This window comes from Aquibium sp. ELW1220, from assembly GCF_030398385.1.
In the GTDB taxonomy this organism is placed as follows: Bacteria; Pseudomonadota; Alphaproteobacteria; order Rhizobiales; family Rhizobiaceae; genus Aquibium.
Genome location: NZ_JAOAOQ010000017.1, coordinates 75,579 through 91,700, shown reverse-complemented (window position 1 = coordinate 91,700; position 16,122 = coordinate 75,579). Strand labels below are relative to the sequence as shown.

The window sequence follows — 16,122 nt, the reverse complement described above, 5'->3', positions numbered from 1 at the left end:
CAAAATCGTTCGACCGGCGCAAAGCCCGCCGCTGGCCCAACGCGCCGGGACCGGGCAATTCGTTGAGCCGATGCGCAGCGGAATACCGGCCGCTCGCGTTTCCTGCTATCGCAGAAACGGAAACGCCATGACCCAGCCCGATCCCGCCATGTCCGCCCCCGTCCGCCACCGACGAATCGAAGCGATCGACCTCGCACGCGGCGTGGCGCTCATCGCCATGGCGATCTACCATTTCACCTGGGATCTCGAATTCTTCCGCTATGTCGAGGCGGGCACGACGACGGTCGGCGGCTGGAAGCTGTTTGCCCGCTCGATCGCCTCGTCCTTCCTGTTCCTCGTCGGCGTCAGCCTGTTCCTGGCGCATGCGCGCGGCGTGCGCTGGCGCGGCTTCGGCATCCGCATGGCCATGGTGGCCGGTGCGGCGCTGGCCATCAGCATCGCGACCTACGTCGCCATGCCCGACACCTTCATCTTCTTCGGCATTCTGCACCAGATCGCGCTGGCGAGCCTGCTCGGCCTCGCCTTCCTGCGGCTGCCCTGGGCGGTGGTGCTCGTGCTGGCGGCCGGCGTCATCGCCGCGCCGGCCTGGCTCACTTCGTCCGCCTTCGATCCGGCCTGGTGGTGGTGGACGGGCCTGTCGGAGACGCGGCCGCGCTCCAACGACTTCGTGCCGCTGTTTCCGTGGTTCGGCGCCGTGCTGGCCGGGATGGCGGCAGCCATGGTCGCAGAGCGCAGCGGCCTCTTCGACAGGCTGTCGCGTCTCACCGCACCGGCCTGGACCGCGCCGCTCGGCTTCCTCGGGCGGCACAGCCTCGCCTTCTACCTGATCCACCAGCCGGCACTGATCGGCTGCGTCTTCCTGTTTTCGCAGCTGGTGCCGCCGCAGGTCGAGACGCCGCAGGTGCAGTTCCGCCAGGCCTGCGAGCGCACCTGCTCGGCCGAGCGCGACGAGGAATTCTGCAGCTTCTACTGCGTCTGCGTGCTCGACGCCCTGGAGGGCGAGAACTTGCTCGACGGACTGTTCTCGGGCCGCCAGAATGAAAGCGAACGGCAGACGGTGGCCGCACTCGCCGCCATCTGCACGGACGAGACCGAGCGCAGACCTGCTACGGGAGGGAACCAGTGAACGCCTACGACGCACGACCCAATCGGCTGCCATGGCCGCCGATGATCTATCTGACGGCGATCGTGCTGGCCGCGATCCTCGCCTGGACGGTTCCGCTCCCCTGGATCCCGAGCCCTTTGTCGGACATCCTGTTCGCCATCGGCATCGTCACGATCGTCGGTGTGGTGGCCATCGACGTCTCGGCCATGCGCACGCTGCACCGGGCACGCACCACCATCATGCCGCATCGCGGCTCGGAGCACCTCGTCTCGGGCGGCCCGTTCTCCTTCTCGCGCAATCCGATCTATCTCGCCAACACGATGCTGACCTTCGGCATCGGGCTGATCGCCGGCAGCGCCTGGTTCCTGCTACTGGGCCTCCTAGCGGCCTTCGCGACGCAGAAGCTCGCGATCGAACGCGAGGAAAAGCACCTCGAGGCGCGGTTCGGCAAGAGATACAGGGACTATCGCAAGAAGGTGCGGCGCTGGATCTGAACCGCGCCGCCCCGAGGCTCGCAGGCCGTCGCCTCAAGTGTTGACGCCGAGTTCCACCAGCCGCTCGACGCAGGATTCCTCGGCCTGATCCAGTTCGGCCAGCGTCTCTTCCAGGTCGCGGCGTTTCTGGCGCAGGTCGCCGCGCTTCTCCTCGATGCGCTTGATCATCAGCTTCAGCTGGCCGACCTCGCCGGGCGGCGTCTTGTACATCTGGATGATCTCGCGGATCTCCGAGATCGAGAAGCCGAGCCGCTTGCCGCGCATGATCTGCTTGACCAGATGGCGGTCGGACGGGCGAAACAGCCGCGTGCGGCCGCGGCGGACCGGCTGGATCAGCCCCTCGTCCTCGTAGAAGCGCAGCGTGCGGGTGGAGATCTCGAACTCCCGGGTCAGCTCGGTGATCGTGTAGTATTCCCGCATGCGCTGCCCGCCTAAATCGATTTCAGTGTTGAAATCATTGGCACGGCATTTACGTAAAAGTCAATTGAGCGAACGTCGGAGCTGCGTCGGAGACGGCCACGCCCGCGCGTCACGCCGTCGGCAACGGCCCGAACCGGATCCGGAAGCGGCGGTTCTCGCGGCCCTTCTTCTCGATCTTGGCGATGTGGATCGCCCCCACCTCCTGCGTCTCCGAGACATGCGTGCCGCCGCAGGGCTGGCTGTCGACGACGGAGTCCTCGCCGATGCAGACGAGGCGGATGCGGCCGGCGCCCGTGGGCGGGCGCACGTTCTTCGATTTCACCAGCCCCGGATTGGCCGCGAGTTCGTCGGCCCCGATCCAGCGGTTGAAGATCGGGTGGTTGGCGTCGACGAGGTCCATCATCGCCTGCGTCACCCCTTCCCGCGTGACTCCGGCATCGGGAATGTCGAAGTCGACGCGCGACTCCTCCTCGCCTACCGAGGCGCCGGTGATCGGAAAGGGACACACCACGCTGAGCAGGTGGCAGGCCGTGTGCATGCGCATCAGCTTGTAGCGGCGCTCCCAGTCGATGTGCAGCACGAGCGTCTCGCCGACATTCGGCACGGCCTGGTCGGGTGCCGGAACATGGATGATCTCTTCCTTCGTCTCGCCGGTGATGGTTCCGGCGATCATGATCCGCGTGCCGTCGGCGCGCTCGAAAAAGCCGGTATCGCCCGGCTGGCCGCCGGAGGTGGCGTAGAAATTGGTCCGGTCGAGAACGATGCCGCCGCGCTCGTTGACGGCCGCGACCGCGCCTTCGGCGGTGGACAGATAGGCGTCCTCGCGAAACAGGATCTCGGTTGTGTGGGCCATCAGGCGTCGACCTTCTCATAGGGCACCGCGATGTCGACGGTCGTCTCCATCCAGCCCGGCACCGGCAGGTTCTTGCCGCGCAGGAAGGCGGGGTTGAAGAGCTTGGACTGGTAGCGCGTGCCGTAGTCGCACAGGATGGTCACGATCGTGTGGCCCGGGCCCATCTCCTTCGCCAGGCGCATCGCGCCGGCGATGTTGATGCCCGACGAACCGCCGAGGCAGAGCCCCTCCTCCTGCACGAGATCGAAGACGATCGGCAGCGCCGCCTCGTCCGGCACCTGGAAGGAGAAGTCGGGCGTGAAGCCATCGAGATTGGCCGTGATGCGGCCCTGGCCGATGCCCTCGGTGATCGACGAGCCCTCCGACTTCAGGACGCCTTCGGTGTAGAAGGAATGGAGGGCAGCACCCAGCGGATCGGCAAGCGCGATCTTCACGTCGCGGCGCCGGCCCTGCAGGCCCATGGCGGTGCCGGCCAGCGTGCCGCCGGTGCCGACGGCCGAGACGAAACCGTCGACCTTGCCGTCGGTCTGGCGCCAGATCTCCTGCGCCGTCGTCTCGATATGGCCCTCGCGGTTGGCGGTGTTGTCGAACTGGTTGGCCCAGATCGCGCCGTTCGGCTCGGTACGGGCGAGCTGCTCGGCCAGCCGCCCCGACAGCTTCACGTAGTTGTTCGGGTTCTTGTAGGGGACCGCCGGCACCTCGATCAGCTCGGCGCCCAGCAGCCTGAGCGCGTCCTTCTTCTCCTGGCTCTGGGTATCGGGGATGACGATCACCGTGCGGTAGCCGAGCGCCTTGGCCACGACGGTGAGGCCGATGCCGGTGTTGCCCGCGGTTCCCTCGACGATCACGCCGCCCGGCCGAAGCAGGCCCTTCTTCTCGGCGTCGCGGATGATGAAAAGGCCGGCGCGGTCCTTGACCGACTGGCCGGGATTCATGAACTCGGCCTTGCCGAGAATCTCGCAGCCGGTTTCCTCCGACGCGCGCCGCAGGCGGATCAGCGGCGTGTTTCCGATCGCTTCGATGACGGAACGATACATGGGGGCCTTCCCTTCCTGTCGGTTTCCGCGTGCAAGTCCGGTCGTGACGCCGTCCGCGGGTTTGTTTTCTGGTCTACGAAGCAGGACATGCGCTTTCAAGAAGGGATTTTCCGCCGATGGCGGGATCGGCGCCATATTCGTCCGGTGGCGCGGCGAGACGGGAAAAACATCGATTGATCCAGTCGGCCGCACCGCTCGTATGTGGCGAAAGGACAAAAAACCGAATAGATTGCAAAGCACAAGGGCGATGGCAGAGCAGAGACGAGACCAGATGACTTCGGACGCCACCGACACGATCGACACGCTGATCGCGCGCTACGTCGCGGGCAACCTGCCCACGCCTGCGCGCGTGCTCGTCGCATCGCATCTCGAGCTGAAGCCGCGCAGTCGTGCGCTGGCGCGCGGCCTCGAGGTGATGGCCGGCGAGGAGCTGGAACAGGAAAAGCCGAAGCCGCTGTCGGATCGCACCAGCCGGCTCGCGGCCATCCTCGGCAGCGAGGCCCCTGCGCCCATCGTGCTGCCGCCGCAGCCCCGGAATGCCGTTTTCCCGCGCGCCTTGCGCGATTTCGTCGGCTTCGACGCCGACGAGACGCCATGGCGCACCAAGATGCCCGGTTTCCGCGAGCACGAGCTCGGCGACATCGAAGGCTTCCATGTCTCGCTGTTCTGGATCAGGCCCGGCCGTCGCATCCCGACCCACACCCATGGCGGCGTGGAACTGTCGCTGGTGCTCGACGGCGCCTTCACCGACGTGCACGGCCGCTACGGCCGCGGCGACATCTCCATTGCCGACGAGACGGTGGAACACCGGCCCACGGCCGAGATGGACCGCCCCTGCATCGGCATGGCGATCACCGATGCGCCGCTGAAGCTGACGGGCTCGATCCCGCGGCGCCTGATGGACATCATCGGGGGCTGACTGCGCGCCGGTCCGGGCCGGCGCCTCCTTCCTCTCCCTTCGACGGAGCACGCTGCATGACGCTCTACCGCGCCAAGCCGTCCGACGGCATTGCCTGGATCACCGGGGCCAGCACCGGGATCGGCCGCGCTCTGGCGCTCGAACTCGTGCGCCGCGGCTATGTCGTCGCCGCAACCGCGCGCGGCGAAGGGAATCTCGCCTCGCTCGCAGCCGAGGCGGCAGCGCAGGGCGGCCGCGTGGTGCCTTTCCCCTGCGACGTCACGGACCAGACGCGCATGGCCGCAACGGTCGAGGCGATCGAGACCGAACTCGGCCCGGTGGCACTCGCCGTATTCAACGCCGGCAATTATTTCCCCGCCAAGGGCGAGAAACTGTCGGTCGACAACTTCGTCAAGACCTACGAAATCAACCTCTTCGGCGTCGTCAACGGGCTCGTGCCCGCAGTCGACGCGATGAAGGGGCGCGGCTTCGGCCAGGTGGCCATCGTCGGCTCGGTGTCCGGCTATGGCGGACTGCCGCTCGCCTCGGCCTACGGTGCGTCCAAGGCGGCGGTCAACAACATGGCCGAGGCGCTGAAGTTCGACTTCGACAAGATGAACATTCGCATCCAGGTCATCAATCCGGGCTTCGTCGATACCCCGCTCACCGAAAAGAACACATTCCCGATGCCCGGCCTGATGCAGGTGGAAGACGCGACGCGCCGTTTCGCCGACGGTCTCGAGCGCGGCGGCTTCGAGGTCTGCTTCCCGCGCCGGCTCGCCTGGACGCTGAAGCTGGTGAACCTCCTGCCGCACGCGCTCTACTTCCCGGTGATGAAGCGGGCGATGGGCTGGGACAAGCGGCCGCTCAAGCCCTGAGAGAATGCCCGTTTTTGCGCAGCCTAAGCCGAAAATCCCAAGGATTGCAGTGGGCATTCTTTCGCATCCTCGATCGATTCACACGCTCTGAGCGGCGGCCCGCGCCGTCGCCGACCGTTCCTCGATCGTCCGGCGCAGCGACGCCTGCTCAAGCCGGTCGAGCGGAAAGCGCCACATCAGCGCGATGGCGGCGAGCTTGAGCGCGATCGGCGGCCAGACATAGAGCGCCACGAGCGCGCCGATCGCCGCCTCGTCGTTCGCCGCGCCCGCCGCGGCATCGAAGCCGGCGAAGCCCAGCAGCGGAAAGACAATGCCGACGCCCGCCGCCAGCGCCAGCTTGGTCGCAAGGCTCCAGGCGGCGAAATAGGCGCCCGAGCGCTGCTCGCCGGACAGCGCCGTGTCGACGTCGATGACGTCGGCCTGGATTGCCGGCGGCAGCGACAGGTCGAAGCCGAGAAGCAGGCCGGTCGCCACGCAGATCGCCGCGAACCCCGCCACGTCGCCTGTGCCGAGCAGCGGGACCAGCGAGAAGATCGCGCAGTTCGCCACCATGGCGACGCACCAGGCGCGGTGCTTGCTCGTCCGCCGTGCCGCCCACAGCGCCAGCGGCACGCCGCCGATGCCAGCGAGGAAGTAGAGAAACAGCAGCGGCCCGCGCATGTCGGGCGCCCCGATCCGCGTCGCCACGAAGTAGAGGAAGAGCGTCGCCGGGATACCGTTGGCCAGCCCGTTGAGGAAATAGGCCGCGATCAGCCGGCGAAACGGCGCGTTGCCCGCCATCCGGGAAAGCCCGTCGCGCAACGAACCCGCCGCGACCGAGTGATCGACCGGCTCGGGCACCTTCAGGACCGCAAGGCCGCCGAACAGCGCGAGCCCGCCGACGACCGACAGTCCGAGCACCGCAAGCCCGCCCAGCCCGCCTGCCGGCCCGAAGCCGATGGCGAAAGGCAGAGCGATGGCGATCAGCGTTCCAGCCAGCGTCAGGCTTTCGCGAAAGCCGGCGATCCGCGCCCGCTCGGCATAGTCGCCGGCAAGCTCCGCGCCCCAGGCGGTGTAGGACAGCATCGCGCCAGTGAAGCCGAGCGACAGCACCATGCCCCACACGGCGAGATGGATCACGCCTGCGTCGGCCGGCGGCCAGAACAGCATCAGCGCCGCAAGCCCGCAGACGGGCAGCGACAGCGCGAAGACCGCGCGGCGGCGCCCCATTGCCGGTCGCCAGCGGTCGGCAAGCCAGCCGATCAGCGGGTCGTTGACGGCATCGAAGATGCGCACGACGAGCAGCGCTGCGCCGACCGCACCGAGCGAAAGGCCAAGCGTTTCCGTATAGTAGGTCGGAACGATGATGTAGAGCGGCAAGGTCAGCGCCGCGAGCGGAACGGCCGGCAGGGCGTAGAACAGGAGCAGGCGAAACGGCATGGCGGCCCTGGCGGCAGGAGGTGTTTCGACCTTGTACGCGCCGCGCTGCCGATTGGTTGCCGCCGCCGGCCACGTGCCGGATGGGCCAACTCCGATCGCCGGCCGCTTCGCCGCGGATCCGCCGGTTGCCCGTTCCATCGCCGCCGCGGAGGCGCTATTGCTGCGCGCATGGTACGAGGAACGAATCCGTGCGGCGCATGATGCTTCTCCTGGGACTGGCGGCGGTGCTGATCGCTGCGGCGGCGATCGTCTGGTTCGCCGGTCCGCGCGTCGCGCGCGACACAACCGTCACCTTCGATCCGGCGACGATGGGAACGGATCTCGACGCCTGGATCGCCGAGCGCGAGGCTGGCGTGCCGGGCATCCGCCCGGGGCTCCGGAAGGAGATCGTCTGGGCTTTTCCCGCTTCGAAGGCGCGGACGCCGCTGGCGATCGTCTACGTGCACGGCTTCTCCGCCTCCAAGCAGGAGATAAGGCCGGCGCCCGATCAGGTCGCCGCGGCGCTCGGCGCCAACCTGTTCTATACGCGGCTCGCCGGCCACGGGCAGGATGGCGCGGCGATGGCCACCGCCTCGGTCAACGCCTGGGTGAACGATTTCGCCGAAGCGCTGGCCATCGGCGAGCGCCTGGGCGAGCGCGTCGTGGTCGTGGCCACCTCCACCGGCGCCTCCATCGCCAGCTGGGCGGCCACCGAGCCGGACTTCCGCGAGCGGATGGCGGGCGTGGTGCTGGTGTCGCCCAACTACGGCGTCCAGGCCGGCGGTGCGGGCCTGCTTGCCGGGCCGTGGGGCCTGCAGATCGCGCGCCTCGTGGCGGGTGACGAACGCAGCTTCGAACCGTCGAACGAAAGCCATGGCCGCTTCTGGACGACGCGCTATCCGATCGAGGCGGTGATGCCGATGAGCGCCGTGGTGGCGATGGCGGCCGAAGCGCCGGTCGAGCGCGCCGCCGTGCCGGCGCTGTTCGTCTTCTCCGACGCCGACGCGGTCGTGCGGCCGGACCTGACGCGGGCCGCAGCCCGGCGCTGGGGCGCGCCGCATGCCCTGGTCACCGTCGAGGATTCCGGTGATCCGTCGAACCACGTCATCGCGGGCGACGCGCTGTCGCCCGGCACGACCGACCGCCTCGCCGCCGCCGTCACCGACTGGATCCGCACGCTGCCGCAGTGACGGCCGGCATCATCCGGTTCGGCGCGACGCGAATCGCGCGACCCCGGGTCCGCCGGTCAGCGTGCCATCAGGGTCAGGCAGGGCGGGTTCTCGATGATCGAGCGCGTCGTCCCGCCGAAGATCATCTCGCGCAGCCGCGAATGGCTGAAGGCGCCGAGCACGAGCAGGTCGGCGTTCTTCGCGCGCACCGTCCGCTCCATCACCTGGGCGCGCGACCAGTCTCCCGAGGACACGGCCTCGATCGTCACCTTGACGCCGTGGCGCGTCAGCGCTGCGGCGATCTCCGAACCGGGCAGCGGGACGCCCTCGCCGGCGATCGGATCGATGGTGAGCAGCGTCGTCTCCTCGGTCTCCATCAGGAAGGGCAGCGCGTCGAACGCGGCGCGTGCCGCCTCGCGCGAACCGTTCCAGGCCACCACCGCGCGGCGGACCTCGGCGCGGACGGGGCGCTCCTTCGGCAGCAGCAGCACCGGCCGGCCCGCGCCCTGGATCAGCGTGTCGATGTCGGGCGAGCCGCCCTCCCCGCCGCCATGGCCGGCCAGGACGATGTCGCCGCAGCGCGCGCTCTCCAGCGCCGACAGGGCGCTGTCGCCGGAAAAGCTGCGCAGAGTCCGCCACTCGCAGGACAGGTCCGCGCGGGCCATCCGCGACGCGAAGAGTTCGCCAAGCCGCTTCTCGCGGGCGCGGTTGATGTCCTCGCTCGCGCCGATCAGCGTCGCGTCCGGAAAGCCCATCGGCGAAGCGATCGGCATCGGCAGGGGCTCGGCGTGCACGCCGACCAGCTGGGCGCCGAAGCGTGAGGCGAGCGCGACGGCGGCGTCGAGCATGGCAGGCGCGCCAGCCTCGTCCTGCAGCACGGCGACGATCGTCTTGTAGGTCATGGGACCACTCCTTTCCCGCAGAGACCGCCCGAGCCTAGCACAGCTGCGGCAACCCGTGCGGCGCTTTCGTGGCTGCGCCGGTCCCCATCAGGTCCGCAGGTCCTTCAGCCCGGCTGCACGGCCTCGGCCTTGCCGGCCACCATCGCCTCGACGGCCGCCACGGCCGGCGCGAGGGCCGCTTCGGAGCGGGCGCGCACCACGAGCTCGGTCCAGAATTTTCCGTCGAGATATTTCGGATAGGAACCGATGATCGTGTCGGGATGCGCCTTCTGGATGGCGCCCAGCGCATCGCCGATCGTGCCCTCGCCGAACGGGCACGGCACCGTGGCCGAGATCAGCTTCGTCCCGGTCTTCAGCGTCGGCACGACATTGTCGAGCATCGCCTGGAAGATCGACGGCACGCCGGCCATCACGTGCACGTTGCCGATCCGGAAGCCGGGCGCCATCGAGATCGGGTTGTCGATGTGGTCGGCGCCGCGCGGCATCCGCGCCATGCGCTTGCGCGCCTCGGTGAACTCCATCTCCCGCGCCGCGTAATGCGCCTCCAGCATGGCGTAGGCTCTCTCGTCATATCCGCAGGGAACGCCGAAGGCCTTCGATACCGAATCGGCGGTGATGTCGTCATGCGTCGGTCCGATGCCGCCGGTGGTGAAGACGTAGGTGTAACGCGCCCGCACCGCGTTGATGGCGGCGACGATCTCGTCCTCCTCGTCGGGAACGACGCGGACTTCCTTCAGGTCGATGCCGATCGCCGTCATGATGTCGGCGAGGTGGCCGATGTTCTTGTCCTTGGTGCGGCCGGAGAGGATTTCATCCCCGATGACGACCATGGCGGCAGTGACGATCTGAGACATCGGGGCTCTCCGGGGAATGTCGAAACGACATAGCGCCGGGCGGAGCCGGCAGCAATGGCATCGGTTCTGTGAACGAACCGTGCTGCGATCCGGCTGTTTCGTAGACGATGGGCGCGCCCTAGATAGAGGCGAGACCGGGATAAGGCCGCAACCGACGGATGCTGGCGGCCCGGCAGTCGAAACCGAAGGAGACAGACATGGCGAAGGTACTCGTTCTCTATTATTCGAGCTGGGGTCACATGGAAGCGATGGCGAAGGCCGCCGCCGAGGGCGCCGCGGAAGCCGGCGCGACCGTGACGATCAAGCGCGTTCCGGAGCTCGTTCCCGAGGAGGTCGCCAAGGCCGCCTACTACAAGCTCGACCAGGAGGCGCCGATCGCCGATCCGCTCGAGCTCGAGAACTACGACGCCATCATCTTCGGCATCTCCACCCGCTACGGCGCGATGTCCTCGCAGATGAAGAACTTCATCGACCAGACCGGCCCGCTCTGGGCCAAGGGCGCGCTGATCAACAAGGTCGCCTCGGTCATGGTGTCGACCGCCACGCAGCACGGCGGCGCCGAGTTCGCCATCATCTCGACGCAGGTCTCGCTGCAGCATCACGGCATGATCATCGTGCCGCTGTCCTATGCCTACCAGGGCCAGTCGGGCAACGATGTCGTGCGCGGCGGTGCGCCCTACGGCATGACCACGACGTCGAACACGGACGGCTCGCGCATGCCGTCGGAGCAGGAACTCGAGGGCGCGAAGTTCCAGGGCAAGCGCGTGGCCGAGATCACCGCCAAGCTGCACGGCTGAGCCGCGCTGCACGGCTAAGCCGCGCTGCACGGCCGGCCGCACGCGATACGTGCGGCCATCGAATCATCGGGGCGGCCTCAGGGTCGCCCCTTTTGCGTCCGCCGCCGATGCGAACAGCCATTGATCTTGGCCGCGCGCCGGGGCAGACCTTGGCCGGCCGACGCCCACGCGACGGACCGACCCGTCCGACGAAGGAGACCTGCCCATGGCCGTGCTGATCTGGATCCTCGTCGCCGCGCTGCTGGCCGCCGCCGGCTGGCTCGGCTGGAACGCGCTGGCGACCCGCCGCCTCGCCGCCGACGCCGAGAAGAGGATTCCGCGCATCGGCAAGACGGTCGTGGTCGGCGGCGACGCGATCCACTATGTCGACCAGGGCTCCGGCCGACCGATCCTCTTCGTTCACGGTCTGGGCGGCCAGTTGCATCATTTCCGCCAGACGCTGTTTCCGGCCATCGGCGGCGGCTTCCGCCTCGTGGCGATGGATCGCCCCGGCTCGGGCTATTCCACCCGCGTGTCGAGCGGCGCCCGCATTCCGCAGCAGGCCGAGGCGATCGCGAAATTCATCGACGCGGTCGGGCTGGAAAAGCCGCTGCTGGTCGGCCATTCGCTCGGCGGGGCGATTGCGCTGCGCGTCGCGCTCGACCACCCCGACAAGATATCCGGCCTGGCGCTGATCTCCCCCCTCACCCACTACGTGCCGACGCCGCCGAAGGAATTCGGCGGCCTCTACATCCGCTCGCCGCTGATGCGCCGCATCATCGCCGCGACGCTGGCCGTGCCTGCGGGAATGAAGACGGCGCAGCAGACGCTCGACTTCGTCTTCGGGCCGCAGCCGGTGCCGGCAGACTACGCCATCGGCGGCGGCGGCTATCTCGGCCTGCGCCCCGGCCATTTCTACGCCACCTCCACCGACCTCGTGGCGGTGGAGCAGGACCTGCCCGGCCAGATGGAACGCTACGGCGAGATAGCGATGCCGGTCGGCATCCTGTTCGGCAGCCGCGACCGCGTGCTGCATCACACCCGCCACGGGCTGGCGATGGAGGGCCGGATCAAGGGCATCGACATCGAGATTCTCGAAGGCATCGGCCACATGCCGCAATTCGTCGAATCCGAAAAGGTCGCCGGCTTCGTGAAGCGCATCGCCGCCAAGGCGTTCGGCGGCTGACGACCGGACGGCGCGCGGCGTCCTGTCGCTGCGCCTGCCGCGTGCAGCGCATCCCTTGACGCGCGTGACGGTGACGGGACAGGCCTCGCCGTCCCGGCGCTGCCGCCTTCGCGCGCCTTTCCCGGCTTGATCCCGCGCGACCGACCCGCTACCGCTCTACCGGCTGCCCCCTTGGCGGAACAGGTAGACGCAAGGGACTTAAAATCCCTCGGCTTCGGCCATGCCGGTTCGATCCCGGCAGGGGGCACCATCAAACCCCCGTCGACCTCCCGGTCAGGATCCGGAGGCAAGGCATCGGCCCAGCGCGACGCCACGCCGTTCGGACGGCCGCAAGGGCATCACCGGCGACGATGGCGGCTCACATCGCCTCGAAGGCGAGAGGCAGGCCGGGTTCGATGCGGTCCACGCCGGGCGGCAGCAGCGCGATGCCTTCGGCCTGCGAGATCGCGCGCAGGCTGGCGGAGGAGCCGCGGCCGAGCATGGTGAGGCGCGGCAGACCGTCCGGAGCCGGATCGCCGAGGCGCACGGGCACGAATTCCGTGCGGTCGGCCCGCTTGTCATAGGTGAAATCGGCCACGGCCCGCGTCCAGACCGGGGCGGTGCCCGACAGGCCTGCCATCTTGCGCAGGGCCGGCAGTGCGATCATCCGGAAGGTGACGAGCGTGGCATTGGGATTGCCGGGCAGCCCGAGGAAGAGCGCGCTTCCGAGCCGCCCGACCTTGACGGGCTTGCCGGGGCGCATGGCGACCTTCAGGACGTCGAGCGCGCCGCCGCCGGAGCTGACCGCCGAGGTGACATGGTCTTCCTCGCCGGCCGAAACGCCACCGGTGGTGATGATCGCGTCGCAGCGCTTCGCCGCCTCGGCCAGGGCGGCGGCGATTTCTTCGCGCGTGTCGGCGACGATGCCGAAATCGATCACCTCGGCCCAGCGGCAGGCGTCGAGGCTGGCGCGCAGCATCACGCGGTTCGAGTTGAAGATCTGGCCCGGATGCAGCCGCTCGCCCGGCTCGCGCAGTTCGGTGCCGGTGGAGACGAGCCCGACGCGGATCCTGCGGCGAACCTCGATCCCGGCCATGCCCTGACCGGCAAGCAGCGCGAGGTGCTGGGGCTTCAGAAGGTCGCCTTCCCGCAGCAGCATGTCGCCGCGGCGGACGTCCTCTCCCGCCACCCGCACGTTCTGGCCCGTGCGCGGCCGCTCGCGGATGACGATGTCGTCGCCGTCGACGGTGCACTTCTCCTGCATGACGACGGTGTCGAAACCCTCCGGGACCGGCGCGCCCGTCAGGATGCGGACGGAGCCTTCGAAGGATGGCCGGGGAGCATCGCCGGCCGCGATCCGTCCCGTCACCGCGAACCGCCACGGACCCGGTCCACCGAAGCGATCCGCCTTCACCGCATATCCGTCCATCGCCGAAGCGTTGAAGGGCGGCAGGTTCAGACCTGCGCGCACCTCCGCCGCCGGAACGCGGCCGTTGGCGGCAAGCAGGTCGAGCGTCTCGGTCTCCGCGACCGCCATCACGGCGGCCGCCGCCTTGGCGGCGGCGATGTCGACGGGGACGACGGTGCCGGTCGCGCCGGCGTCGCACGGCTCTTGGGCGGAGACTGCAGCCAGGGTCATGATCGCTCCTGTTGACCAGGGGGGCGCCGCCGGGCCCTGTGGCCCGGCGGCTGTGTGCGGAGGTTTCAGCCCGCGCTGTACTCCATCGACTTGAACGAAAGATCCGCCGCCGAGGAAGGCGCATCCGAAATCTTCCGGATGTTGGCCCAGGTGTGCTTGTAGTTCGGCAGGATCAGCTCGTTCGTGCCGGCATTGACGATGTTGCCCTGCGCGCCGTTGGGCGCGCCGAACACCATGAAGGTCTCCTTCCGCCGCGCCGTCGGCGTCGGATAGACCAGCGCCTGCGTGGCGCCGACGTCGTTGAAGACCTCGACCAGGTCGCCGGCCTTGACGCCCAGGTCCGCCATGTCCTCCGGGTTGATCTCGATATAGGGGATCGGGAAGCGGTCGGTGACGAAGTCGTTGGCCTTGTCCAGGAACCAGTTCTGCCAGATGACGTTGGCGCGGCCGTTGTTGATGAGGAACGCGAAATTGTCCCTCTGGTAGGCCTTGCCCGGCGCCTGCAGCCCGCGCCACTCGCCGCCGCAGAACAGCGCCTTGCCGTCCTCCCGCCCGTGCCGGGTGAACTTCCCGTCGGTATAGAGGCGCTTGGTGCCGACCAGCTTTCCGTTCTCGAAGCCGACGACCGGCTCCTGCACGCCATTGTTGCCCATCGCCCGCAGCCGGTCATAGGTCACCTCCGGATTGCCGGAGTGATAGCCGTCCATGAAGGCGTCCTCCTCCGTCTTCCAGTCGTAGCCCTTGAACTGGTCGGCATAGGCGTCGCGGCCGTCCTCGCGCAGGACCCGCTCCAGGTGCTGGGCGAGCCCCGCCGCGATCAGGCAGTCCGGCTTGGCGTTGCCGGGGCCGTCCATGTATTTCTCGACGAGGCGCAGGCGGCGCTCGCCGTTCATGGAGGTCAGGTTCATCTCGCCGGATTCCACCGCCGGCAGGATGACGTGCGCGGCCTGGCCGATCTGGCTGTGGATGATGTCGACGTTGACCGAGAACAGCCCGCCCGCATTGATCGCGCCGACGATCGCCTCGACCAGTTCGTCCCGCGTCGCGCCCGCATGGGCGTCCATGGCGTCCTTCACCATGTTGGTCCGGCGGTTGTACTCGCGCTTGAACTCGGTCGCGTTGAGCGTCGTCTTGTAGTGGTCGTTGGCCCAGATGTGGTGCACCTTGCCGCGTCCGCCGATGATCAGCTGGTCGATATAGGGTGCCGGCCGCCCGACATGGGCGTCAGACGGACGGAAGTAGCCTTCCTGGTGGCCGCCGAGACGGCACACGCCGCCGCCCTCGCGGCCGATATTGCCGGTGGCGAGCCCGATGTTCACCAGCGCGCCGATGACGCGGTAGTTGTCGTTGCCCCAGATGATGCCCTTCTCGTAGCCGGTGGCGCATTTGCGGCGCGAGCCGTCCTCCTTCGGCTTGGCGATCCATTCGGCCGCCTTGACGATGTCCGCCTCGGCGAGCCCGGTGATCGACGCGCCCTCGGCGAGCGACATCCTGCACTTCACCCGTGCCATCTCGAACGAGCCGAGCGCGGCCGGATGCGCTTCGTCCTGCGCCACAGCGACGTCGCCCGAGAGCGTCGATGCGGCGATGAAGTCCTTGTCCACCCAGCCCTGGTCGGCAATGTAGGTGAACAGCGTGTTGAACAGTGCCAGATCCGTCCCGGTCTTGATCGCCAGGTGCAGCACGTTCTCCGCCCCCGCTTCCACCTCGCAGGCATTGGCGGTCACGGTGCGGCGGGGATCGACGATGATCACCTTGGCGCCGTTGCGCATGCCTGGAACCATGTGGTTCAGGAACAGGTTCGTCTGGCATTCGAGCGGATTGGTGCCGACCAGCATGATCGTGTCGGCCAGCGTGTAGTCCTCATAGGCGTAGTTCAGCTCGTCGACGCCCATGTCGCGGGTGGAGTGCACCTCCGAATTGTAGGCCGGCCGGTTGTGGATGCGGCAGTTCTTCACCTTCATCGAGCCGAAATAGAGTTTTCCCGTGCCCCAGGTGTTCTCGTAGCCGCCGGCCGAGCCGCCATGGTCGAACATCGAAACGAACAGATCGTCCTCGTCGTCCTTGTCGATGACCCGCGCGGTGACGCGGGCCACGAGGTCGAGCGCGTCGGCCCAGCTCGTCGGCTGCCAGGTGCCATAGCGCCAGACCATCGGCTCGGTCAGCCGCTGCTGCTGCGTGCCGGTCTTGTCGGAGCGACGGTTCTCGGCCATCCGCGCGCCGCGGACTGAACCCAGGCCGGAATTCACCACGCAGCCATGGTCGGGCTTGATGACGAGGTGGACGTCCTTTCCGTCCTGCCGGACGATGTTGTACATCGACGGCGCATACCAGGCCTCCGTCTCGGCCGGCTGCTGCTCGGCCAGATTCACGCCGAAGGCGTTGGCGGCGGCATCCGTGCCGCCCTGCTTGTTCACCGGCCAGGTGTAGGCATGGTAGCCGCAGCCGACGATGCAGTAGTGGCAGGTGACGTTGTGCTTCTTCGCATCCGCCGGAATGATCGGCAGGCGGTCGATGTGTCGCTTGTAGGCCAT

The 16,122-nt window shown here is 68.2% G+C and carries 15 protein-coding genes and 1 tRNA gene; 8 read left to right on the top strand and 8 right to left on the bottom strand.

The genetic code is table 11. The annotated features are described in order from the left end of the window. Positions 1 to 127 precede the first annotated feature (127 nt). A complete protein-coding gene (locus tag N1F91_RS16550; RefSeq protein ID WP_289993964.1) occupies positions 128 to 1,126 on the top strand; it encodes a DUF1624 domain-containing protein in 999 nt (332 codons plus the stop codon). A gap of 41 nt (positions 1,127 to 1,167) precedes the next feature. Beyond that, positions 1,168 to 1,599: an isoprenylcysteine carboxylmethyltransferase family protein gene (locus N1F91_RS16545; RefSeq protein ID WP_289994033.1), complete on the top strand. Its 432-nt coding sequence runs from the start codon at positions 1,168 to 1,170 to the stop codon at positions 1,597 to 1,599. Positions 1,600 to 1,632: 33 nt separating this feature from the next. Here the strand turns inward: N1F91_RS16545 and N1F91_RS16540 are convergent, their stop codons facing one another. The 3 genes from N1F91_RS16540 to N1F91_RS16530 form a co-directional block, all read right to left on the bottom strand. Next, positions 1,633 to 2,019 (bottom strand): MerR family DNA-binding transcriptional regulator, encoded by a 387-nt coding sequence (locus tag N1F91_RS16540; protein ID WP_289993962.1) that lies wholly within the window; start codon positions 2,017 to 2,019, stop codon positions 1,633 to 1,635. Between the two features lie 109 nt (positions 2,020 to 2,128). Beyond that, positions 2,129 to 2,872: an alanyl-tRNA editing protein gene (locus N1F91_RS16535; protein WP_289993959.1), complete on the bottom strand. Its 744-nt coding sequence runs from the start codon at positions 2,870 to 2,872 to the stop codon at positions 2,129 to 2,131. Continuing rightward, positions 2,872 to 3,909 (bottom strand): cysteine synthase A, encoded by a 1,038-nt coding sequence (locus tag N1F91_RS16530; RefSeq protein ID WP_289993957.1) that lies wholly within the window; start codon positions 3,907 to 3,909, stop codon positions 2,872 to 2,874. The genes N1F91_RS16535 and N1F91_RS16530 overlap by 1 nt, the downstream gene beginning before the upstream one ends. Before the next feature lie 271 nt (positions 3,910 to 4,180). Between N1F91_RS16530 and N1F91_RS16525 the strand changes: the two genes are divergently transcribed. Both N1F91_RS16525 and N1F91_RS16520 read left to right on the top strand, forming a co-directional pair. After that, on the top strand, positions 4,181 to 4,828 hold the full coding sequence (locus tag N1F91_RS16525) for a ChrR family anti-sigma-E factor (RefSeq protein WP_289993955.1): 648 nt from the start codon (positions 4,181 to 4,183) through the stop codon (positions 4,826 to 4,828). 56 nt (positions 4,829 to 4,884) lie between these two features. After that, complete coding sequence (locus N1F91_RS16520) at positions 4,885 to 5,685, top strand: SDR family NAD(P)-dependent oxidoreductase (RefSeq protein ID WP_289993953.1); 801 nt, start codon at positions 4,885 to 4,887, stop codon at positions 5,683 to 5,685. A gap of 78 nt (positions 5,686 to 5,763) precedes the next feature. Here the strand turns inward: N1F91_RS16520 and N1F91_RS16515 are convergent, their stop codons facing one another. After that, positions 5,764 to 7,104, bottom strand: coding sequence for an MFS transporter (locus N1F91_RS16515; protein WP_289993952.1), 1,341 nt, complete (start codon positions 7,102 to 7,104; stop codon positions 5,764 to 5,766). A gap of 197 nt (positions 7,105 to 7,301) precedes the next feature. On the opposite strand from N1F91_RS16515, the gene N1F91_RS16510 reads away from it, so the two are divergent. After that, positions 7,302 to 8,273, top strand: a complete 972-nt coding sequence (locus N1F91_RS16510; protein WP_289993950.1) for an alpha/beta hydrolase — start codon at positions 7,302 to 7,304, stop codon at positions 8,271 to 8,273. Positions 8,274 to 8,329: 56 nt separating this feature from the next. Here the strand turns inward: N1F91_RS16510 and N1F91_RS16505 are convergent, their stop codons facing one another. After that, positions 8,330 to 9,154, bottom strand: coding sequence for a universal stress protein (locus N1F91_RS16505; protein WP_289993948.1), 825 nt, complete (start codon positions 9,152 to 9,154; stop codon positions 8,330 to 8,332). Between the two features lie 104 nt (positions 9,155 to 9,258). Continuing rightward, on the bottom strand, positions 9,259 to 10,008 hold the full coding sequence (locus N1F91_RS16500) for a competence/damage-inducible protein A (RefSeq protein ID WP_289993947.1): 750 nt from the start codon (positions 10,006 to 10,008) through the stop codon (positions 9,259 to 9,261). A gap of 197 nt (positions 10,009 to 10,205) precedes the next feature. Here N1F91_RS16500 and wrbA point away from each other — a divergent pair, with 197 nt between their 5' ends. From wrbA to N1F91_RS16485, 3 genes are all read left to right on the top strand, one after another. After that, entirely contained in the window at positions 10,206 to 10,805 is a 600-nt protein-coding gene (gene wrbA, locus N1F91_RS16495) for an NAD(P)H:quinone oxidoreductase (protein ID WP_289993945.1), read from the top strand. 205 nt (positions 10,806 to 11,010) lie between these two features. Further along, the gene (locus N1F91_RS16490) at positions 11,011 to 11,970 is read left to right on the top strand and encodes an alpha/beta hydrolase (RefSeq protein WP_289993943.1); all 960 of its coding nucleotides are present in this window, start codon (positions 11,011 to 11,013) and stop codon (positions 11,968 to 11,970) included. 165 nt (positions 11,971 to 12,135) lie between these two features. Continuing rightward, positions 12,136 to 12,220: transfer RNA gene (locus tag N1F91_RS16485), tRNA-Leu, on the top strand. Between the two features lie 108 nt (positions 12,221 to 12,328). On the opposite strand, the gene glp is transcribed toward N1F91_RS16485, so the two are convergent. Both glp and N1F91_RS16475 read right to left on the bottom strand, forming a co-directional pair. Next, the gene (gene glp, locus N1F91_RS16480; protein WP_289993941.1) at positions 12,329 to 13,588 is read right to left on the bottom strand and encodes a gephyrin-like molybdotransferase Glp; all 1,260 of its coding nucleotides are present in this window, start codon (positions 13,586 to 13,588) and stop codon (positions 12,329 to 12,331) included. A 65-nt stretch (positions 13,589 to 13,653) separates the two neighbouring features. Next, the gene (locus N1F91_RS16475) at positions 13,654 to 16,122 is read right to left on the bottom strand and encodes an arsenate reductase (azurin) large subunit (protein ID WP_289993940.1); all 2,469 of its coding nucleotides are present in this window, start codon (positions 16,120 to 16,122) and stop codon (positions 13,654 to 13,656) included.